Source organism: Streptomyces sp. CHD11 (genome assembly GCF_018638295.1).
Classification (GTDB): Bacteria; Actinomycetota; Actinomycetes; order Streptomycetales; family Streptomycetaceae; genus Streptomyces.
In genome coordinates this window covers 1-18,819 of sequence record NZ_JABTTS010000038.1, presented here as the reverse complement: position 1 = coordinate 18,819, position 18,819 = coordinate 1, and the positions used below count along the sequence as shown (strand labels likewise).

The 18,819-nt window shown below is 71.3% G+C and carries 20 protein-coding genes; 14 read left to right on the top strand and 6 right to left on the bottom strand.

Annotated features, from left to right (window positions below; all coding sequences use genetic code 11):
- Positions 1 to 12 precede the first annotated feature (12 nt).
- Positions 13 to 165: a hypothetical protein gene (locus tag HTV45_RS30015; RefSeq protein WP_215209054.1), complete on the top strand. Its 153-nt coding sequence runs from the start codon at positions 13 to 15 to the stop codon at positions 163 to 165.
- Between the two features lie 91 nt (positions 166 to 256).
- On the opposite strand, the gene HTV45_RS30010 is transcribed toward HTV45_RS30015, so the two are convergent.
- Both HTV45_RS30010 and HTV45_RS30005 read right to left on the bottom strand, forming a co-directional pair.
- Positions 257 to 550, bottom strand: a complete 294-nt coding sequence (locus HTV45_RS30010; protein ID WP_215209053.1) for an MTH1187 family thiamine-binding protein — start codon at positions 548 to 550, stop codon at positions 257 to 259.
- Positions 547 to 897, bottom strand: a complete 351-nt coding sequence (locus HTV45_RS30005) for a DUF3817 domain-containing protein (RefSeq protein ID WP_215209052.1) — start codon at positions 895 to 897, stop codon at positions 547 to 549. Before HTV45_RS30005 ends, HTV45_RS30010 begins: the two co-directional genes overlap by 4 nt.
- Before the next feature lie 195 nt (positions 898 to 1,092).
- On the opposite strand from HTV45_RS30005, the gene HTV45_RS30000 reads away from it, so the two are divergent.
- From HTV45_RS30000 to HTV45_RS29985, 4 genes are all read left to right on the top strand, one after another.
- Positions 1,093 to 1,725, top strand: coding sequence for an AIM24 family protein (locus HTV45_RS30000; RefSeq protein ID WP_215209081.1), 633 nt, complete (start codon positions 1,093 to 1,095; stop codon positions 1,723 to 1,725).
- Between the two features lies 1 nt (position 1,726).
- Positions 1,727 to 2,377: an AIM24 family protein gene (locus HTV45_RS29995; RefSeq protein ID WP_215209051.1), complete on the top strand. Its 651-nt coding sequence runs from the start codon at positions 1,727 to 1,729 to the stop codon at positions 2,375 to 2,377.
- Positions 2,374 to 3,174: an AIM24 family protein gene (locus HTV45_RS29990; RefSeq protein ID WP_215209050.1), complete on the top strand. Its 801-nt coding sequence runs from the start codon at positions 2,374 to 2,376 to the stop codon at positions 3,172 to 3,174. Before HTV45_RS29995 ends, HTV45_RS29990 begins: the two co-directional genes overlap by 4 nt.
- 97 nt (positions 3,175 to 3,271) lie before the next feature.
- Positions 3,272 to 3,748: a MarR family winged helix-turn-helix transcriptional regulator gene (locus HTV45_RS29985; RefSeq protein WP_215209049.1), complete on the top strand. Its 477-nt coding sequence runs from the start codon at positions 3,272 to 3,274 to the stop codon at positions 3,746 to 3,748.
- A 30-nt stretch (positions 3,749 to 3,778) separates the two neighbouring features.
- On the opposite strand, the gene HTV45_RS29980 is transcribed toward HTV45_RS29985, so the two are convergent.
- The gene (locus HTV45_RS29980) at positions 3,779 to 5,218 is read right to left on the bottom strand and encodes an ATP-binding protein (protein ID WP_215209048.1); all 1,440 of its coding nucleotides are present in this window, start codon (positions 5,216 to 5,218) and stop codon (positions 3,779 to 3,781) included.
- Positions 5,215 to 5,880 (bottom strand): response regulator transcription factor, encoded by a 666-nt coding sequence (locus tag HTV45_RS29975; RefSeq protein WP_215209047.1) that lies wholly within the window; start codon positions 5,878 to 5,880, stop codon positions 5,215 to 5,217. Before HTV45_RS29975 ends, HTV45_RS29980 begins: the two co-directional genes overlap by 4 nt.
- 120 nt (positions 5,881 to 6,000) lie before the next feature.
- Between HTV45_RS29975 and HTV45_RS29970 the strand changes: the two genes are divergently transcribed.
- The 3 genes from HTV45_RS29970 to HTV45_RS29960 all read left to right on the top strand — a co-directional run bounded on the left by HTV45_RS29970 (position 6,001) and on the right by HTV45_RS29960 (position 7,539).
- Positions 6,001 to 6,693: a PepSY domain-containing protein gene (locus tag HTV45_RS29970; protein WP_215209046.1), complete on the top strand. Its 693-nt coding sequence runs from the start codon at positions 6,001 to 6,003 to the stop codon at positions 6,691 to 6,693.
- 110 nt (positions 6,694 to 6,803) lie between these two features.
- The gene (locus tag HTV45_RS29965) at positions 6,804 to 7,094 is read left to right on the top strand and encodes a type II toxin-antitoxin system Phd/YefM family antitoxin (RefSeq protein WP_215209045.1); all 291 of its coding nucleotides are present in this window, start codon (positions 6,804 to 6,806) and stop codon (positions 7,092 to 7,094) included.
- Positions 7,087 to 7,539 (top strand): PIN domain-containing protein, encoded by a 453-nt coding sequence (locus HTV45_RS29960; protein ID WP_215209044.1) that lies wholly within the window; start codon positions 7,087 to 7,089, stop codon positions 7,537 to 7,539. The genes HTV45_RS29965 and HTV45_RS29960 overlap by 8 nt, the downstream gene beginning before the upstream one ends.
- A gap of 111 nt (positions 7,540 to 7,650) precedes the next feature.
- Here the strand turns inward: HTV45_RS29960 and meaB are convergent, their stop codons facing one another.
- Complete coding sequence (gene meaB, locus HTV45_RS29955; RefSeq protein WP_215209043.1) at positions 7,651 to 8,607, bottom strand: methylmalonyl Co-A mutase-associated GTPase MeaB; 957 nt, start codon at positions 8,605 to 8,607, stop codon at positions 7,651 to 7,653.
- 51 nt (positions 8,608 to 8,658) lie between these two features.
- Entirely contained in the window at positions 8,659 to 9,882 is a 1,224-nt protein-coding gene (locus tag HTV45_RS29950) for an acetyl-CoA C-acetyltransferase (RefSeq protein WP_215209042.1), read from the bottom strand.
- A gap of 148 nt (positions 9,883 to 10,030) precedes the next feature.
- Here HTV45_RS29950 and mce point away from each other — a divergent pair, with 148 nt between their 5' ends.
- The 6 genes from mce to HTV45_RS29920 all read left to right on the top strand — a co-directional run.
- Complete coding sequence (gene mce / locus HTV45_RS29945; protein WP_215209041.1) at positions 10,031 to 10,471, top strand: methylmalonyl-CoA epimerase; 441 nt, start codon at positions 10,031 to 10,033, stop codon at positions 10,469 to 10,471.
- Positions 10,472 to 10,699: 228 nt separating this feature from the next.
- The gene (gene scy, locus HTV45_RS29940; protein ID WP_215209040.1) at positions 10,700 to 14,581 is read left to right on the top strand and encodes a polarized growth protein Scy; all 3,882 of its coding nucleotides are present in this window, start codon (positions 10,700 to 10,702) and stop codon (positions 14,579 to 14,581) included.
- Positions 14,582 to 14,764: 183 nt separating this feature from the next.
- Entirely contained in the window at positions 14,765 to 15,703 is a 939-nt protein-coding gene (locus HTV45_RS29935; RefSeq protein ID WP_215209039.1) for a DivIVA domain-containing protein, read from the top strand.
- Between the two features lie 74 nt (positions 15,704 to 15,777).
- Complete coding sequence (locus HTV45_RS29930; RefSeq protein ID WP_215209038.1) at positions 15,778 to 16,731, top strand: ABC transporter ATP-binding protein; 954 nt, start codon at positions 15,778 to 15,780, stop codon at positions 16,729 to 16,731.
- A gap of 2 nt (positions 16,732 to 16,733) precedes the next feature.
- Positions 16,734 to 17,507 (top strand): ABC transporter permease, encoded by a 774-nt coding sequence (locus HTV45_RS29925; protein WP_215209037.1) that lies wholly within the window; start codon positions 16,734 to 16,736, stop codon positions 17,505 to 17,507.
- A gap of 118 nt (positions 17,508 to 17,625) precedes the next feature.
- The coding region (locus HTV45_RS29920; RefSeq protein WP_215209036.1) for an ABC transporter ATP-binding protein at positions 17,626 to 18,819 on the top strand (1,194 nt) is incomplete at its 3' end.

Below are 18,819 nucleotides of genomic sequence, written 5' to 3'. Positions count from 1 at the left end.
CCGGCCGGTCATATGGCGGTCAGCCCTGTCTCACACATCGGTCCCGTCGCAACGGACCGCTCACTCCAGGGCGCGGTCATGGTCGCCGTGCTGCGCGGTGAGCGGCTGGGGCCGGACATGCCTGACGTACCGGACGACGGGCAGGCGGGCGGGCCCGGCCGGTAGCAGCGGCCACGGACACACGAAGAGACCCAGTGGGCCCGACCGGTCCGGCGCGGCACCACTGGGTCCCGGGGGACGCCGCCCCCGCATCCGGCTACTCGGCCAGGTGCCGCTCGACGGTCTCCACCTTCGAGGTGAGGCCGTCCGTCACACCCGGGCGGATGTCCGCCTTGAGGACGACGGAGACGCGCGGTGCGCGGGCCTCCACCGCGGCCACGGCGCGCTTGACGACGTCCATGACCTCGTCCCAGTCGCCCTCCACGGAGGTGAACATCGCGTCGGTGCGGTTCGGCAGCCCCGACTCGCGGACCACGCGCACGGCGTCGGCGACGTACTCCCCCACGTCCTCGCCGACGCCGAGCGGCGTCACGGAGAAGGCGACGATCATGCGCCGACGACCCCCTCGGTCTCGGTGCGGGCGCGGGAGGCGATCACCGCGTCCTCGGCCTCGCGCTTGAGGCGGCGCTCGGCGAAGAAGCCGCCGGCCGGCAGGACCGACATCGCGAAGTAGAAGGCGGCGGTCTTCAGCGGCCACTTGGCGCGGTTCCAGGCGTCGGCCCAGAGGAGCACGTAGAGGACGAAGAGGAAGCCGTGGACCGCGCCCATGACCGGGACGGCGTTGAAGTCCGTGGTCCGCTTCAGGACCGAGCAGACGAGGAGCAGCAGGAACGAGATCGCTTCGGGGCCCGAGACCAGGCGGAGTCGGCGGAGGGCGGAGGCGGTCTTGATGTCCACGGGTCACCTTCGGTGGGAGAGACGTCGGTGTCGACGGTGCGGATGGCTTGTGAACATACGCACAAGCGCGTCCATTGTGGCAAACCCCGTACGCGATCACCGGAGGGGGTCACGTACGGGTTCGATCGGGGTACGACTCCCCCTTCCGGATCTGTCGGCGGAGGCAAAGGTGCAGCTACCGTCGCAAGCGTGGCGATGTTCCGACTTCAGAGCAGCAAGGTGCTCGCCGTCGACATGACCGGGGATGCCGTGAAGGCGAAGAACGGCTCCATGGTCGCGTACGACGGAGAGATGGCCTTCAAGAAGCTCAGCGGTGGTGGTGAAGGGCTCCGGGGGATGGTGACCCGGCGGCTCACGGGCGAGCAGATGACGCTGATGGAGGTGAAGGGGCACGGGACCTGCTTTTTCGCGGACCGGGCCTCCGAGATCAACCTGGTGGGGCTGCGGGGCGAGACGCTGTACGTCGAATCCAGCAATCTGCTGGCGACCGACGGCGGGCTGCGCACCGGGACCACGTTCACCGGGATGCGCGGGGCCACGCAGGGCAACGGGCTGTTCACGACCACGATCGAGGGGCACGGGCAGGCGGCGATCATGTCGGACGGGCCGGCCCTGCTGCTCCGGGTCAGCGCGCAGTATCCGCTGACGGTCGACCCGGGCGCCTATGTGGCCCATCAGGGGAACCTGCGGCAGTCGTTCCAGTCGGGCGTGACCTTCCGCACCTTCATGGGAGAGGGCGGCGGCGAGGCCTTCCAGATCCGGTTCGAGGGCGACGGGGTGGTCTACGTCCAGCCCAGCGAGCGCAACACGATCGCGGGGGATGTGTGACATGGCCTTCCGGGAGATCAACTCGAAGATGATCGAGGCGACGGTGGCGCCGGGGCAGCGGCTGTTCAGTCAGCGCGGCGCGATGCTCGCGTACCGGGGCGAGGTGAGCTTCACCCCGAATCTGCGCGGCGGGCAGGGCGGGCTGACGTCGATGATCGGGCGGCGGGTCGCCAACGAGGACACGCCCCTGATGACCGTCGAGGGGAGCGGCACCGTCCTGTTCGGGCACGGCGGCCACCACATCCAGGTGATCAGCCTCTCCGGGGACACCCTGTACGTCGAGGCCGACCGGCTGCTCGCCTTCGAGGGCACGCTGGAGCAGGGCACGGTGTTCCTCGGCTCCCAGGGCGGGGTGATGGGCATGGTGCGGGGGCAGGTCTCGGGGCAGGGGCTGTTCACCACCACGCTGAAGGGGCACGGATCGGTCGGCGTGATGGCGCACGGCGGGGTGATCGAGATCCCGATCACCCCGCAGCGGCCGGTGCGCGTCGACCCGCAGGCCTACGTCGCCCATCACGGTGACGTCCGCAACAAGCTGTCGACCGCCCTCGGCTGGCGGGACATGGTGGGCCGGGGCTCCGGTGAGGCCTTCCAGTTGGAGCTGAGCGGCAGCGGTGCCGTGTACGTCCAGGCGTCCGAGGAGAAGCTGTGAGCACGTTCCAGAACCCCGGCGCCGGGCCCGCCGTCCACGACCCGATGACGCTGCCGGCCGATGACAACGTCGATCACTACACCTTCTGCGTGGAGCTCAAGGGCACCCAGTGGTTCATGCAGAAGGGGAAGATGATCGCCTACTACGGTTCGATCGAGTTCAACGGGATCGGGCACGGGCGACTCGACCGACTTGTCCGTACGTCGTTCCATTCGCCTCTGCACGCGAGCGACTGGGTCGTGGCGGAGGGCTCGGGCAAGATGCTCCTCGCCGACCGGGCCTTCGATGTGAATTCGTACGACCTCGAGGACGGCAACCTGACCATTCGCTCGGGCAACTTGCTAGCTTTTCAGCCAAGTCTTTCGCTGAAGCAGTCGATCGTGCCGGGTTTTCTGACGCTGATCGGAACCGGGAAGTTCGTGGCGGCGTCCAACGGCCCGGTGGTGTTCATGGAGCCCCCGATCCGGGTGGATCCGCAGGCGCTGGTCGGCTGGGCGGACTGCCCGTCGCCGTGCCACCACTACGACCACGGGTACATGACCGGCGTGATGGGCGGTCTACGTGCGATGACGGGCCTGGGCGGGGCCTCCGGCGAGGAGCACCAGTTCGAGTTCGTGGGGGCGGGCACGGTGCTGCTCCAGTCGTCCGAGGCGCTGATGACGGAGCAGGCGACGGGGGTGCCTCCGCACGAGCCGGGGGTGCCCGGCGGAGGGGTTCCGGGTGGCCACGGGCAGGGGGCGGGGGCACCGCGTCTTCCCGGACAGCTCGGAGACCTCCAGCGTCGCTTCGGGCTGTGAACGGTAATGTGCGGGGTGTGACATCGAACGCGTGATCGCGATGTCACACGGAAGCCTCATTAGTTCGCCTTTCAACTTTCTTAGGTAGACTTCATTCATGGAGACCGAGACGGCCACCCGCTGGCTGACCAATGCGGAGCAGTGCGCCTGGCGCACCCACCTGGAGGTCAACAAGCTGCTGACCTACCAGCTCGAGAAGGATCTGCAGCCGTTCGGCCTGACAATGAACGACTACGAGATCCTGGTGAACCTGTCCGAGTCGGACGACCGGCGGATGCGGATGAGCGACCTCGCCTCCGCCACCATGCAGTCCAAGAGCCGCCTCTCGCACCAGATCACCCGTATGGAGAACGCGAACCTGGTCCGGCGGGAGCACTGCGAGTCGGACCGCCGCGGACTGTACGCCGTCCTCACCGACCACGGCATGGAGACCATGCAGAAGGTCGCGCCGCACCACGTGGCGTCCGTGCGCAGACACTTCATCGACCTGCTCGCACCCGAGACGCTCACCGAGCTCGACAAGGCGCTCAAGCCCATCGCCGAGCACCTGCGGGGGCAGCGCGGGCGCTCCTGACGCCCCCGGCGCCGACGCCGCCCGCCGGTCTCAGCCGGTGAGCGGCAGGCGGAGCTCGAACAGGGCTCCGCCGGCCGGCGCCGCACCCGCGGTGAGCGTTCCGCCGTGCCGTACGGCGACGTCCCGCGCGATCGCCAGGCCGAGACCGGCGCCGCCGTCGTCCCGGCTCCGGGCGGCGTCCAGCCGTACGAACCGCTCGAAGATCCGCTCCCGGTCGGCCTCGGCCACCCCCTCACCGTCGTCGGCCACGCCGAGCACCGCCCAGGAACCCTCGCGGCGCACGGTCACGGTGACCCGCTCGCGGGCATGCCGCCCGGCGTTGTCCAGCAGGTTGGCGAGCACCCGGCCGAGCTGCCCCCGCGATCCGGTCACCTCCGCCGGCTCCGCGTCCACCGTCACGCCGGTCCGTCCCGTGGCCTCCTCACGGGCCATCGCAGCCAGCTCCACCCGGGCGTCGGCGGGCCGCTCCCCCGCGTCCAGCCGGGCGAGCAGCAGCAGATCGGCGGCGAGGCGCTGGAGCCGCACGGTGTCCTCCACGGCTCCGTCCAGGTCGAGGAGTTCGGGGTGGGCGGCGGCCACCTCGAGCTGGGTGCGCAGGGAGGCGATGGGGCTGCGCAGCTCGTGGGAGGCGTCGGCGACGAACCTCCGCTGCCGCTCCACGGACGCCTCCAGCGCGGCGAGGGTCTCGTTGGTGGTGCTGGCGAGGCGGGCGATCTCGTCGTGCGTCGCCGGTTCGGGGACGCGGCGGGTGAGGTCCTCGGAGGCGGTGATCGCGGCCATCTCCCGGCGGATGCCCTCCACCGGGCGCAGCGCCCGGCCGGTGACCAGCCAGGTCACTCCGGCGACGACCCCGAGCAGCAGCGGCAGGCCGATGAGCATGCCGGTCAGCGTGGTGCTCACGGCGCTGTGCTCGGCGGCGAGCGGAGCGCCCGCGGTGACGGTCAGGCGGCCCCGGTCGGCGGTTCCCACGTCCACGGCGGCGAACCGGTAGTCCTCGGCGTCGCCGTCGATGGTGGCCGAGCCGTTGCTGAAGGTCGTGCCCCCGCCGATCTCGCCGGGGGGCAGGGACGCGCCGGAGTCGTTGGCGTCGTCATCACCGTCGTCGCCGTCGCCGTCGTCGCCGTCGTCATCGTCGCCCGGTGCCGACGGACGTGGTGTCACCTCGGTCGTCGCCGTGCCGTCGATCCGCTGGAGGTCCTCGGAGGCCGCGACCAGCGTCCCGTCCTCGTCGACGATCTGCACCGGCCGGTCGTCGCCGTCCAGTCCGGAGAGCCGGTCGTACGGCGTCCGGGTGGCGAGTTCGGAGGCGATCGCCCGCGCGGACTGCTCCGCCCGGGTGCCGGCCTCGCCGATCAGGTTCGAGCGCAGGGACAGCAGGACGGCGGTGCCGGCCGCGACGAGGGCCACCGCGACGACGAGGGTGGCGCCGAGCGTCGCCCGCGCGCGGACCGAGCCGAACAGGCGGCTCACGGCGCCGTCTCCAGCCGGTAGCCGGCACCGCGCACGGTGCGGATGAGCCCGGCGCGGAGTTTGCGGCGCAGGGCACTGATGTACACCTCGACGATGTTCGGGTCGCCCTCGTAGGCGAAGTCCCAGACGTGCTCCAGGATGTCGGCCTTGGACACCACCTGGCCGGCCCGCAGGACGAGCTGCTCCAGCACCGAGAACTCCTTGGCGGTCAGCGCCACCTCGTCCTCGCCCAGGAACACCCTGCGGGCGGCCGTGTCGACCTTGAGATCGCCGTGCACATGGACCGGGGAGGCGCCGGAGGTCGCCCGGCGGCGCAGCAGCGCCTTGATCCTGGCGACGAGGACGACGTACGAGAACGGCTTGGTGAGGTAGTCGTCGGCGCCGGTGTCCAGACCCTCGGCCTCGTCGTACTCCCCGTCCTTGGCGGTGAGCATCAGGATCGGCACGTCGTGCCCGGCGGCGCGCAGGGCGGCGCAGACCCGGTAGCCGTTCAGGCCGGGCAGCATGATGTCGAGGATCAGGAGGTCGTACGTGCCCTCCGTCGCCCGGTGCAGTCCCTCCCGGCCGTCGTGGACGACGTCCACGGCGTAACCCTCGGCGGTCAGGCCCTTGGCGAGGGAGAGGGCGAGACGTCTTTCGTCCTCCACGATGAGCAGGCGCATGGGCCAAGGGTCGCAAAGCGAACCTGAAGATCACTTCAGGCGGCTTCAGGTTCCTCTCAGCGTCGGTCGGCGAGATTGATGGTGCACAGCGCGAAACACTGCGACTCGGGAGGAACCCACATGAAGCGCAACATCGTGATCGCCGTCGTCACGGCCGCGGCTCTGGTCGGCGGGGGGACGGCGACGGCCATCGCGGTCTCGGGGGACGACGACGGCTCCACTCCGGTGACGCGGGCGGAGAACCGGGCCGCGGACGACGACGACCGGGACGACGACCGGGACGACCGTGGCAACGACGACCGCCGGGACGACGACGGTCAGGACGACGACCGCCGGGACGACGACCGCCGGGACGGCACGCGTGACGACGACCGTGCCGTCTCCGGTGACGTGACCGCCGCCGACGCCATCGCCGCCGCGCTGAGGCACACACCCGGTACGGCCGTCTCCGCCGAGCTGGACGACGGCGCCTGGGAGGTCGACGTCCTCGGGAAGGGCGACACCTGGCGCAGCGTGTGGATCGACCCGGCCACCGGCAAGGTCCTCGGCGCGGAAAAGGACGACGAGGACGACGCCGCCGAGGTGCGGGCCGCGCTGAAGGACGCGAAGGTGACCGCCGAGCAGGCCGCGAAGGCGGCTGCCGCCAAGGGGACGGTCGTCTCCGTCGACCTCGATGACGACGACGACCGGCGCTGGGAGGCCGAGACGCGTGTCTCCGGCGGGGGCGACGACGACCGTGACTGGCGGGTCGATCTGAACAGCGGGAAGGTCACCGCCGACCGGGACGACGACGGGGACTCCGACGACGACTGACCATGGTGGGCCGGGTGGGCGGTGAGGGGTTCCGCCCCCACCGCCCCTTCCCTCTCCCGTTCCCGGAGCGCGGACCATCCGCGATGTAGAACGCGTAGTACAGTGAACGGATGAGTGACGGTGCCGAGGTTCCGCTCAGGGAGCTCAATCAGCAGACATCACGCGTCCTGGCCCGTGTGGCGGCCGGGGAGACGGTAACCATCACCCGGGACGGCGTGCCCATAGGGGACATCGTTCCCCGGGGGACACCGACGGGCGGCCGCCCTGCGTACCCGTTCCGCACCGACCCCATGGGCCACCTGGACATTCCTGACCTCGACGGTCCGGTACTCGACGACGACGAGATCGAGGCGACGCTCCGCGGCATGGGTGAGGTCACGGCCGAGGAGATCGATGACTGACGTCCCGGTCGTCATCGCCGATACCAACGCCCTGTACCGGCTGTTCACCCCGAAAGACCCCCGCCACACCACTCATCGGGAAGCCCTGGCCCGCGTGGGGCACCTGGTGGTCTCCCCCATGGTGCTCACCGAACTGGACTACTTGCTGACGTCACGGATCGGATCCGGGGCCGCTGTGAACGCGCTGGACTTCATCGCAGGGCAGACCGAGGCCCGCAGGTTCGAGATCCCCGAGACCGGGCCACATCTGAGGGCGGCCATGGCAGTGATGCGCGGGTACTCCGAGACCGACGGTGGGGCAGGAGTGGGGTTGGCGGACGCGATGAACGTGGCACTGGCGGCGGCCTTCCGGACGACGTCCCTCTTCACCAGGAACCGCCACTTCCGCATGATGCGGCCGCTCACCGGAGAACCCGCCTTCCGGCTGCTGCCTGACGATCTCTGACGCCGCTCGATGCCGCCCCCCGGCTGCGGATGCACGGCCGCAGCCGGGGACGGTGTCGAGCGCGAGCAAGGGGCTTCAGCCGGGTTGGTCCCACGTGCCGGCGCAGGCCACTCAGCCCCGTGTCAGGCCCTCCACCAGTTCGTCCGCCGCACGGTACGGGTCCAGTTCGCCGGTGATGATGCGCTCCGCGAGTGCGCCCAGGCGGCGGTCGCCGTGCAGGTCGCCGATGCGTTCGCGCAGGGCGGTGACGGCGATGGTCTCCACCTCGCGGGAGGCCCGGGCCAGGCGGCGTTCCGTGAGAACGCCTCGCTCCTCCATCCACGCGCGGTGCTTCTCCAGCGCCTCGACCACCTCGTCGACGCCCTCCTGGCGGGAGGCGACCGTCTTGACGATCGGGGGGCGCCAGTCGCCCGGGGCCCGGGACTCGCCGAGGCCGAGCATGTGGTTGAGGTCGCGGGCGGTGGCGTCGGCGCCGTCGCGGTCGGCCTTGTTGACGACGTAGACGTCGCCGATCTCCAGGATTCCGGCCTTGGCGGCCTGGATGCCGTCGCCCATGCCGGGGGCCAGCAGGACCACGGAGGTGTCGGCCTGGGAGGCGATCTCCACCTCCGACTGGCCGACGCCGACCGTCTCGACCAGGACCACGTCGCAGCCGGCCGCGTCCAGGACGCGGATCGCCTGCGGCGCCGACCAGGCGAGGCCACCCAGGTGGCCGCGGGTGGCCATCGAGCGGATGTAGACGCCGGGGTCGGAGGCGTGCTCCGACATCCGGACGCGGTCACCGAGCAGGGCTCCGCCGGAGAACGGGGAGGACGGGTCGACGGCCAGGACGCCGACCCTCTTGCCCTGTTTGCGGTACGCGGTCACCAGGGCCGAGGTGGAGGTCGACTTGCCCACCCCCGGTGAGCCGGTGAGGCCGACCACGTAGGCGTTCCCGGTCAGCGGCGCCAGGGCCGCCATGACCTCCCTGAGCTGCGGTGACGCCCCCTCCACCAGGGAGATCAGCCGGGCCACGGCCCGCGGCCTGCCTTCCCTGGCCTGGGCGACCAGCGAGGAGACGTCCTGCATCACAGCTCCGTTCACAAGAGGGAAATCAGCGAACCCGCGGGCAGGCCCCGGTCAGGCCTTGGGTACCCGCACGATCAGCGCGTCACCCTGGCCGCCGCCACCGCACAGCGCCGCCGCGCCGACACCGCCGCCGCGCCGCTTCAGCTCCAGCGCGAGGTGCAGCACCAGCCGGGCGCCGGACATGCCGATCGGGTGACCGAGGGCGATGGCACCCCCGTTGACGTTCACCTTTTCGATGGAAACGCCCAAGTCCTTCATTGACTGGACGGCGACCGCCGCGAAGGCCTCGTTGATCTCGATGAGGTCGAGGTCGGAGACCTCCAGGCCCTCCTTCTTCAGCGCGTGCCGGATGGCGTTGGACGGCTGCGACTGGAGGGAGTTGTCGGGGCCCGCGACGTTGCCGTGGGCGCCGATCTCGGCGATCCACTCCAGGCCCAGCTCCTGCGCCTTGGCCTTGCTCATCACGACCACGGCCGCCGCACCGTCCGAGATCTGCGAGGAGGTGCCGGCGGTGATGGTGCCGTCCTTGGCGAAGGCGGGGCGGAGCCTGCCGAGGGACTCGGCGGTGGTGTCGCCGCGGATGCCCTCGTCCTTGCTGAACAGGACCGGGTCGCCCTTGCGCTGCGGGATCTCGACCGGGGTGATCTCGGCCTCGTAGACGCCGTTCTTCTGCGCGGCGGCGGCCCGCTGGTGGGACAGTGCGGCGATCTCGTCCTGCTGGGGGCGGGCGATACCGAGGCGGGTGTTGTGCTTCTCGGTGGACTCGCCCATGGCGATGTTCTCGAAGGAGTCGGTCAGACCGTCGTGCGCCATGGCGTCGATCATCTGCACCGCGCCGTACTTGAAGCCCTCGCGGGACTTCGGCAGCAGGTGCGGGGCGTTGGTCATGGACTCCTGGCCGCCGGCGACGATCACGTCGAACTCACCGGCGCGGATGAGCTGGTCCGCGAGCGCGATGGCGTCCAGGCCGGACAGGCAGACCTTGTTGACGGTGAGCGCCGGGACGTTCATCGGGATGCCGGCCTTGACGGCGGCCTGGCGGGCCGGGATCTGCCCCGCCCCGGCCTGGAGCACCTGGCCCATGATCACGTACTGGACCTGGTCGCCGCCGATCCCCGCACGGTCGAGGGCGGCCTTGATCGCGAAGCCGCCGAGGTCGGCCCCGGAGAAGGACTTCAGCGAGCCGAGCAGCCGACCCATGGGGGTGCGGGCGCCCGCGACGATGACGGAGGTCGTGCCGTTCGTTGCGGATGATGCGGAAGTTGCGGAAGACATGAGTCTGTTATCCCCTTCCGGCTGCACAGCCGAAGAGTGAACGAGGGTTTACTTCGAATGTACTGACCTGCGGTCGACCCCGTCATCGGCCTTTCGGTGTGATCGCGCGCACGTTGCGTAACCGTCCCGGGAGCGCTGCACTGAGTCCATGCTGACGCGAATCGACCACATCGGGATCGCCTGCTTCGACCTGGACAGGACGGTGGAGTTCTACCGGGCCACGTACGGCTTCGAGGTCTTCCACTCCGAGGTCAACGAGGAGCAGGGCGTGCGCGAGGCCATGCTGAAGATCAACGACACCTCGGACGGCGGCGCCTCCTACCTGCAGCTGCTCGAGCCGACCCGGGAGGACTCCGCCGTCGCCAAGTGGCTCGCGAAGAACGGCGAGGGCGTCCACCACATCGCTTTCGGTACGGCGGATGTGGACACCGAGGCGGCCGGGATCAAGGAGAAGGGCGTACGCGTTCTGTACGAAGAGCCCCGGCGCGGCTCCATGGGGTCACGGATCACCTTCCTGCACCCCAAGGACTGCCATGGCGTACTGACAGAACTGGTCACTTCGGCGCCCGTTGAGTCGTCCGAGCACTGACCCACGTACATATGGGCCGGTAGGGTTGGGTCCGGTCGCCGCTCGATCCGTGGTGACCGTCCCGTCGTCTTTGGCGACGGGAGCGCCGGGGTCCGGGTTTCGGGGGGCGAGCGCGGGGCAGCAGCCCATGCTCCGCCGATGATCTGACACCATTCCCCCGGGGGCCCCGTTCGGCGGATGGACGGTGCTCGGCCAGACTTGCGACCAGGGGACGGATGGGACCGCGCAGTGCGGGGCTACGAGAGCCAGGAGCGAGAGCCGGCGGCTGACGTCGACCACCTCTCTCGGTTCGAAGCCGAGATGAAGCGGCTGAAGACCGAGCGGGAAAAGGCGATCCAGCACGCCGAGGACCTCGGCTACCAGGTCGAGGTGCTGCGCGCCAAGCTGCACGAGGCGCGGCGCACCATCATGTCCCGGCCCGCCTACGACGGCGGTGACATCGGCTACCAGGCCGAGCAGATGCTGCGCAACGCGCAGACGCAGGCCGATCAGCTCCGCGCGGACGCCGAGCGGGAGCTGAGCCAGGCCCGGTCACAGACCCAGCGGATCCTCCAGGAGCACGCGGAGCAGGCGGCCCGGCTCCAGGCGGAGCTGCACCAGGAGGCGGTGACCCGGCGCCAGCAGCTCGACCAGGAGCTGGCGGAGCGCCGGCAGACCGTCGAGTCGCACGTCAACGAGAACGTGGCGTGGGCGGAGCAGCTGCGGGCCCGCACCGAGGAGCAGGCCCGCCGGCTGCTGGAGGAGACCCGCGCGGAGCGGGAACAGGCCCTGGCCGCCGCCCGTGCCGAGGCCGAGCGGGTGACCGCCGAGGCCCGCCAGCGGCTGCAGAGCGACGCCGAGTCGGCCCGTGCGGAGGCCGAGCAGTTGCTGCGCCGCGCCCGCGCGGACGCCGAGCGGCTGCTGAACGCCGCGTCGTCGCAGGCCCAGGAGGCCACCGACCACGCCGAGCAGCTGCGGACGTCCACGGTCACCGAGTCGGAGTCGGCGCGCCGTGAGGCGCAGGAGCTCGCCAGGACCGCCGAGCAGCGGATGTCGGAGGCCGAGACCGCGCTGCGCGAGGCGCGCGCCGAGGCGGAGAAGGTCCTCAGCCAGGCGAAGGAGGCCGCCGGCAAGGCGATCGCCTCCGCCGAGTCCGCCAACGAGACCCGTACGCGGACCGCCAAGGAGCAGGTGGCGCGGCTGGTCAGCGAGGCCACCAAGGAGGCCGAGACCACCAGGGCGGACGCCGAGCAGCTGGTCGCCGACGCCCGCGCGCAGGCCGAGAAGATCGTCACGGAGGCCGCGGAGAAGGCCCGCACGCTCACCGCCGAGGAGTCCGCCACCCAGCTCTCGAAGGCGGCCAGGACCGCCGAGGACGTACTGAACAAGGCGGCCGAGGAGGCCAAGCAGACCACGAAGGCGGCGGCCGAGGAGGCCGAGCGGATCCGCCGGGAGGCCGAGACCGAGGCGGACCGGCTGCGCGCCGAGGCGCACGACATCGCCCAGGAGCTCAAGGGCGCGGCGAAGGACGACACCAAGGAGTACCGCGCCAAGACGGTCGAGCTGCAGGAGGAGGCCCGCCGGCTGCGCGGCGAGGCCGAGCAGCTGCGCGCGGACGCGGTCGGCGAGGGCGAGAAGATCCGCGCGGAGGCCCGCAAGGAGGCCGTGGCGCAGATCGAGGAGGCGGCGAAGTCCGCCGAGGAGCTGCTCGCCAAGGCCAAGGCGGACGCCGACGAGCTGCGGTCCACCGCGCAGACGGACAGCGAGAAGGTCCGCACCGAGGCCATCGAGCGCGCCACGACGCTGCGCCGGCAGGCCGAGGAGACGCTGGAGCGCACCCGCAAGGAGGCCGAGCGGCACCGTGCGGAGGCCGTCGAGCAGGCGGACGCGCTCAGGGAGGACGCCGAGCGGGGCGCGCGTGAGCTGCGCGAGGAGACCGAGCGGGCCGTGGAGGCCCGTCGCGCGGAGGCGGCCGACGATCTGACGCGGCTGCACACCGAGGCCGAGGAGCGGCTCGCCGCCGCCGAGCAGGCGCTGGGCGAGGCGCGCGAGGAGGCCGGGCGGATCCGCCGGGAGGCGTCCGAGGAGGGCGAGCGGCTGCGTTCGGAGGCCGCCGAGCGGGTCCGTACGCTCCAGCAGCAGGCGGAGGCGGAGGCCGAGCGGCTGCGCACGGAGGCCGCCGCGGACGCGTCGGCGTCCCGCGCGGAGGGCGAGTCCGTCGCCGTGCGGCTGCGGTCGGAGGCCGCGGCGGAGGCGGAGCGGCTGAAGTCCGAGGCGCAGGACAGCGCCGACCGGATGCGCGCGGAGGCACAGGCCGCCGCCGAGCGGATCGGTACGGAGGCCTCCGAGACGCTGGCCGCCGCGCAGGAGGAGGCCGCCCGGCGCCGCCGCGAGGCAGAGGAGCTCCTCGGCGCGGCCCGTGAGGAAGCGGGCCAGGAGCGCGAGCGGGCCCGCGAGCAGAGCGAGGAGCTGCTGGCCGCCGCGCGCACCCGCGTGGAGGAGGCACAGGCCGAGGCCGTACGCCTGGTCGAGGAGGCGGACCGGCGCGCCACGGAGATGGTGTCGGCGGCCGAGCTCCATGCCCAGCAGGTGCGGGATTCCGTCGCGGGGCTGCACGAGCAGGCGCAGGAGGAGATCACCGGGCTGCGCAGCGCCGCCGAGCACACGGCGGACCGTACGCGGCGCGAGGCGGAGGAGGAGGCGGACCGGGTCCGCGCCGACGCCTACGCGGAGCGGGAGCGGGCGAGCGAGGACGCGGGCCGGCTGCGGCGCGAGGCGCACGAGGAGACGGAGGCCGCCAAGTCGCTGGCCGAGCGCACCGTGTCCGAGGCGATCACGGAGGCCGAGCGGATCCGCTCGGATGTGTCCGAGCAGGCCCAGCGGATGCGCACGGAGGCGTCGGACGCCGTCGCCGAGGCCGAGCAGACCGCCTCGCGCACCCGGGCCGAGGCCCGTGAGGACGCCAACCGGATCCGTTCGGACGCGGCGACGCAGGCGGACACGCTCATCACCGAGGCGCGCGCCGAGGCCGAGCGGCTCACCGAGGACACCATCACCGAGACCGACCGGCTGCGTACCGAGACGGTCGCCGAGGCCGAGCGGGTGCGGTCGGAGTCGGTCGCCAAGGCGGAGAAGCTGATCGCGGACGCCACCGGCGACGCGGAGCGGCTGCGGGCCGAGGCGGCGGAGACGGTCGGATCGGCGCAGGCGCAGGCGGAACGGATCCGCCGGGACTCCGAGCGGGTCAGGTCCGACGCGGAGTCGGAGGCCGAGCGGATGGTGTCCGGCGCGCGTGAGCAGGCCGAGCGGACGCTGGACGAGGCCCGCGGGGAGGCCAACAGGCGGCGCTCCGAGGCGGCCGAGCAGGTCGACACCCTCATCACGGAGACCGCCGCCGAGGCGGACAAGCTGCTCACCGAGGCACAGCAGCAGGCGCAGAAGACGACGGCGGAGGCCGAGTCGCAGGCCGACACGATGGTCGGCGCGGCTCGCAGCGAGGCCGAGCGGCTGGTGGCGGAGGCGACGGTCGAGGGCAACTCGCGGGTGGAGAAGGCCCGTAGCGACGCGGACGAGTTGCTGGTCGGCGCGCGCCGGGACGCGACGCAGATCAGGGAGCGCGCCGAGGAGCTGCGCGACCGCCTCACCGGTGAGATCGAGGAGCTGCACGCGCGGGCCCGCCGTGAGGCGGCGGAGACGATGAAGTCCACGGGTGACCGCTGTGACGCGCTGATCAAGGCGGCGGAGGAGCAGCTGGCCAAGGCGGAGGCGAAGGCCAAGGAGATCGTCTCCGAGGCCAACTCCGAGGCCGGCAAGGTGCGGATCGCCGCGGTGAAGAAGGCCGAGGGTCTGCTGAAGGAGGCGGAGCAGAAGAAGGCCTCGCTCGTGAAGGAGGCCGAGGAGCTGAAGGCCGAGGCGGTCCGCGAGGCGCGGCGCACGGTCGAGGAGGGCAAGCGCGAGCTGGAGGTGCTGGTGCGGCGCCGCGAGGACATCAACGCGGAGATCTCCCGCGTGCAGGACGTCCTGGAGGCGCTGGGGTCCCTGGAGGCGCCGGCCGGCGGCAAGGACAGCGGGGTCAAGGCGGGGGCCGCGGCGGGTGCTACCCGTACGGGTGGCAAGTCATCGGATAGCTAGCAAAGCGGGCGAAATCCCCTGTACGGTGAGGGCTTTGATCGTGGCCTTGGCAAGCTTTCCGGCGGCGCGCCACTCAAAAGGGGTGTCATTCTCCGTATCAAACGTGCATCCGCTCGATGACACACCGCTTCGGCCCCTAGGATTCCCCCTATCACCTCACCGGTCTCATTCGACAGGAACCCCATGAGCGACACTTCCCCCTACGGCTTCGAGCACGTGCGGCGTGGGTACGACCGCGCTCAGGTGGACGAGTACATCTCCAAGGTCACCTCTGATCGCGACAGCGCCTTCGCCCGCATCACCGCTCTGGAAAAGCGCATCGAAGAGCTCCACCTCGAGACACAGAACGCCCAGGCCCAGGTCACCGACGCCGAGCCGTCGTACGCGGGTCTCGGCGCGCGTGTGGAGAAGATCCTCCGCCTCGCCGAGGAGGAGGCGAAGGACCTGCGCGAGGAGGCCCGGCGCGCGGCGGAGCAGCACCGCGAGCTCGCCGAGTCGGCCTCGCAGCAGGTGCGCAACGACGCCGAGTCGTACGCCGCCGAGCGCAAGTCCAAGGCGGAGGACGAGGGCGTCCGGATCGTCGAGAAGGCCAAGGGCGAGGCGTCCCAGCTCCGTTCCGAGGCGCAGAAGGACGCGCAGTCCAAGCGGGAGGAGGCGGACGCCCTCTTCGAGGAGACCCGCGCCAAGGCCGCGCAGGCCGCCGCCGACTTCGAGACGAACCTCGCCAAGCGGCGCGAGCAGTCCGAGCGTGACCTGGCCTCGCGCCAGGCCAAGGCGGAGAAGCGTCTGGCGGAGATCGAGCACCGCGCGGAGCAGCTGCGCCTGGAGGCCGAGAAGCTGCGCACCGACGCCGAGCGCCGCGCCCGCCAGACGGTGGAGACCGCGCAGCGCCAGGCCGAGGACATCGTGGCGGACGCCAACGCCAAGGCCGACCGGATCCGTTCGGAATCCGAGCGTGAGCTCGCGGCGCTGACCAACCGCCGCGACTCGATCAACGCCCAGCTGACGAACGTCCGCGAGATGCTGGCGACGCTCACGGGCGCCGCGGTGGCCGCGACCGGCGCTCCGGCCGCGGAGGAGGAGCCGGTCTCCCGCGGGGTTCCGGCCCAGCAGTCCCGGTAACGGCGCGGCGCACACCGGCGAAGCCCTCTGCCACTGAGGTGGCAGAGGGCTTTGTCCCGTTCTAGCGTGGCCGCATGATCGAGCTCGAGGGGCTGACCAAGCGGTACGGCGAGAAGCTGGCGGTCAGGGATCTGACCTTCACCGTCAGACCCGGCATGGTCACCGGCTTCCTCGGTCCGAACGGCTCCGGGAAGTCGACCACCATGCGGATGATCCTGGGTCTGGATCACCCGACCGCCGGTGACGTGCGGATCGACGGCACGCACTACGAGCGGCTCAAGGACCCGCTGACCCGCATCGGTGCCCTGCTCGAGGCCAGGGCGATGCACCCGGGCCGCAGCGCCCACAACCATCTGCTCTGCCTCGCGCAGAGCAACGGCATCCCCGAGCGCCGGGTGCGCGAGGTGCTGGACGCGGTCGGGCTGACGGCGGTGGCGCGGAAGAAGGCCAAGGGGTTCTCGCTCGGCATGGGCCAGCGGCTCGGCATCGCGGCCGCGCTCCTGGGTGATCCGCGGATCCTGATGTTCGACGAGCCGGTCAACGGGCTCGACCCCGAGGGCATCCACTGGATCCGCACGCTGATGCAGTCGCTCGCCGCCCAGGGCCGTACGGTCTTCGTGTCGTCCCATCTGATGAGCGAGATGGCGCTGACCGCCGACCATCTGGTGGTCATCGGCCAGGGCCGGCTGCTCGCCGACACCTCGATGGCCGAGTTCATCGAGCGCAACTCCCGCTCCTACGTCCGGGTGCGCAGCCCTCAGCGCGAGCTGCTGCTGGACGCGCTGCACGGGGCGGGGATCACCGCCGTGGAGAGCGGCGACGGAGCGCTGGAGGTGGACGGCTCCCGGGCCGAGGAGATCGGGGAGCTGGCGGCGCGCGGCGGGCTGGTGCTGCACGAGCTGAGCCCGCAGAAGGCCTCCCTGGAGGAGGCGTTCATGCAGTTGACCGCGGAGTCGGTGGAGTACCACGCCCACTCCGGCACGCCCGCGCCCCCGCAGCCGTGGGGCGAGAGCTGGAAGAAGGGCTGAGCATGGCGGCGACGCAGGTCGTACGGTCGGAGTGGACCAAGATCCGGTCGGTGGCGTCCACGGTGTGGACGCTCTCGCTGGCGGTGGTCGTCACCATCGCGCTCGGCATGCTGATCTCGGCCCTGTCGAGAAGCGAGTTCGATTCCCTGAGCACCCGGGACCGGCTCTCCTTCGACCCGACCTTCATCAGCTTCGCCGGGACGAGTCTCGGTCAGCTCGCGATGATCGTGTTCGGGGTGCTGGTGGTGTCGAACGAGTACAGCACCGGCATGATCCGGGCCTCGCTGGCGGCCGTGCCGCAGCGCGGCACCTTCCTGTTCAGCAAGCTCGTGGTGGCCACCGCGCTCGCCCTCGTCATCTCCATGGCGACCAGTTTCGCCGCCTTCTTCCTGGGCCAGTGGATGCTCGGAGAGTACAAGGCGTCCATCGGTGACGCCGGGGTGCTGCGGGCAGTGATCGGCGGCGGCCTGTACATGACGCTGATCGCGCTGTTCTCGATGGGCGTCGCCACGATGCTGCGCTCCCCCATGCTGTCGCTCGGCATCCTGATGCCGTTCTTCTTCCTGATCTCCAACATCCTCGGCAACGTCGACGCCACGGAGAAGGTCGGCCGGTTCCTGCCCGACCAGGCCGGCAGCAGAATCATGCGGGTGGTCACGCCGGTCGACGACGACACCCCCTACGGACCCTGGGGCGGCCTGGGCATCATGGCGCTGTGGGTGGCCGCCGCACTGATCGGCGGTTACGTGCTGCTGAAGAGGCGCGACGCGCAGTGAGCGGTCGCCGGGCCGGTTTTTACCAGGCCTTGGGCGGAACCGTCAGCGCCCCTATATCCTCCTAACCCTTACGGGGGCGTGTGCCCCGCTGTCCTGAACCTTTCGATGGGTGCGGAGCATGATCGAGGCAGTCGGCCTGACCAAGCGGTACGGCGACAAGACCGCTGTGTACAACCTTTCCTTCCAGGTGCGACCGGGTGCCGTCACCGGTTTCCTGGGTCCGAACGGCTCGGGCAAGTCGACGACGATGCGGATGATCCTCGGCCTGGACAACCCCAGCGCGGGCCACGTCACGATCGGCGGCTACCCGTACCGCAGGCTGCCCAACGCGCCCCGTCAGGTCGGCGCGCTGCTGGACGCCAAGGCGGTGCACGGCGGCCGGAGCGCCCGCAGCCACCTGCTGAGCCTGGCCCAGCTGTCGGGCATCCCGGCCCGCCGGGTGGACGAGGTGCTGGGCGTGGTGGGTCTGCACGACGTGGCGGGCAGACGGTCGAAGGGCTTCTCCCTCGGCATGGGCCAGCGGCTCGGCATCGCCGCCGCGCTGCTCGGCGACCCGCAGGTGCTGCTCTTCGACGAGCCGGTCAACGGTCTCGACCCCGAGGGCATCCTCTGGGTGCGCAACCTGATGCGGTCGCTCGCCTCGGAGGGCCGCACGGTCTTCGTCTCCTCGCACCTGATGAGCGAGATGGCGCTGACCGCCGACCATCTCATCGTGATCGGCCGCGGACAGCTGATGGCCGACATGAGCGTGAAGGACTTCATCTCGGCCAACTCCGCCGACTTCGCGCGGGTGCGCACGCCGGACTCCGAGCCGCAGGCGCGCGAGAAGCTGTCCTCGGCCATCACCGAGGCCGGCGGGCATGTGCTGCCCGAGCAGGACGGCGGTCTGCGGGTGACGGGACTGCCGCTGCCGCGCATCAGCGACATCGCCCACGACAACGACGTACGGCTGTGGGAGCTGTCGCCGCACCAGGCCTCGCTGGAGGAGGCGTACATGCGGATGACGCAGGGCGCCGTCGACTACCGCTCGACCACCGACCAGAGGGAAGGGCTCCAGCAGCCGCTGCCGCCCGGCACGCAGCCGCCGATGCCGGTCCCGGGTCAGGGACAGCCCGGCTGGTACGCGCCGCCGCCGCCTCAGCAGGGCGGGCAGCAGCCCTTCGCGCCTGGGCCGGCGCCCCAGGGTGCGCCGGCCCAGGCGCCCACGGGCCCCTACAGCGCTCCCGGGGCCCCCGCGGCGGCCCCTGGCGCCCCGGCCGCCAATCCGTACGCGCAGCCCGCCCCCCAGGCGCCCCAGGGCCCGGCGCCGGCC

Coding starts and splice junctions, on each gene's coding strand:
- HTV45_RS30015 (WP_215209054.1), top strand. CDS start 13: ATGGCGGTCAGCCCTGTCTCACACATCGGTCCCGTCGCAACGGACCGC.
- HTV45_RS30010 (WP_215209053.1), bottom strand. CDS start 550: ATGATCGTCGCCTTCTCCGTGACGCCGCTCGGCGTCGGCGAGGACGTG.
- HTV45_RS30000 (WP_215209081.1), top strand. CDS start 1,093: ATGTTCCGACTTCAGAGCAGCAAGGTGCTCGCCGTCGACATGACCGGG.
- HTV45_RS29995 (WP_215209051.1), top strand. CDS start 1,727: ATGGCCTTCCGGGAGATCAACTCGAAGATGATCGAGGCGACGGTGGCG.
- HTV45_RS29985 (WP_215209049.1), top strand. CDS start 3,272: ATGGAGACCGAGACGGCCACCCGCTGGCTGACCAATGCGGAGCAGTGC.
- HTV45_RS29975 (WP_215209047.1), bottom strand. CDS start 5,880: ATGCGCCTGCTCATCGTGGAGGACGAAAGACGTCTCGCCCTCTCCCTC.
- HTV45_RS29970 (WP_215209046.1), top strand. CDS start 6,001: ATGAAGCGCAACATCGTGATCGCCGTCGTCACGGCCGCGGCTCTGGTC.
- HTV45_RS29965 (WP_215209045.1), top strand. CDS start 6,804: ATGAGTGACGGTGCCGAGGTTCCGCTCAGGGAGCTCAATCAGCAGACA.
- HTV45_RS29960 (WP_215209044.1), top strand. CDS start 7,087: ATGACTGACGTCCCGGTCGTCATCGCCGATACCAACGCCCTGTACCGG.
- meaB (WP_215209043.1), bottom strand. CDS start 8,607: ATGCAGGACGTCTCCTCGCTGGTCGCCCAGGCCAGGGAAGGCAGGCCG.
- HTV45_RS29950 (WP_215209042.1), bottom strand. CDS start 9,882: ATGTCTTCCGCAACTTCCGCATCATCCGCAACGAACGGCACGACCTCC.
- mce (WP_215209041.1), top strand. CDS start 10,031: ATGCTGACGCGAATCGACCACATCGGGATCGCCTGCTTCGACCTGGAC.
- HTV45_RS29935 (WP_215209039.1), top strand. CDS start 14,765: ATGAGCGACACTTCCCCCTACGGCTTCGAGCACGTGCGGCGTGGGTAC.
- HTV45_RS29930 (WP_215209038.1), top strand. CDS start 15,778: ATGATCGAGCTCGAGGGGCTGACCAAGCGGTACGGCGAGAAGCTGGCG.
- HTV45_RS29925 (WP_215209037.1), top strand. CDS start 16,734: ATGGCGGCGACGCAGGTCGTACGGTCGGAGTGGACCAAGATCCGGTCG.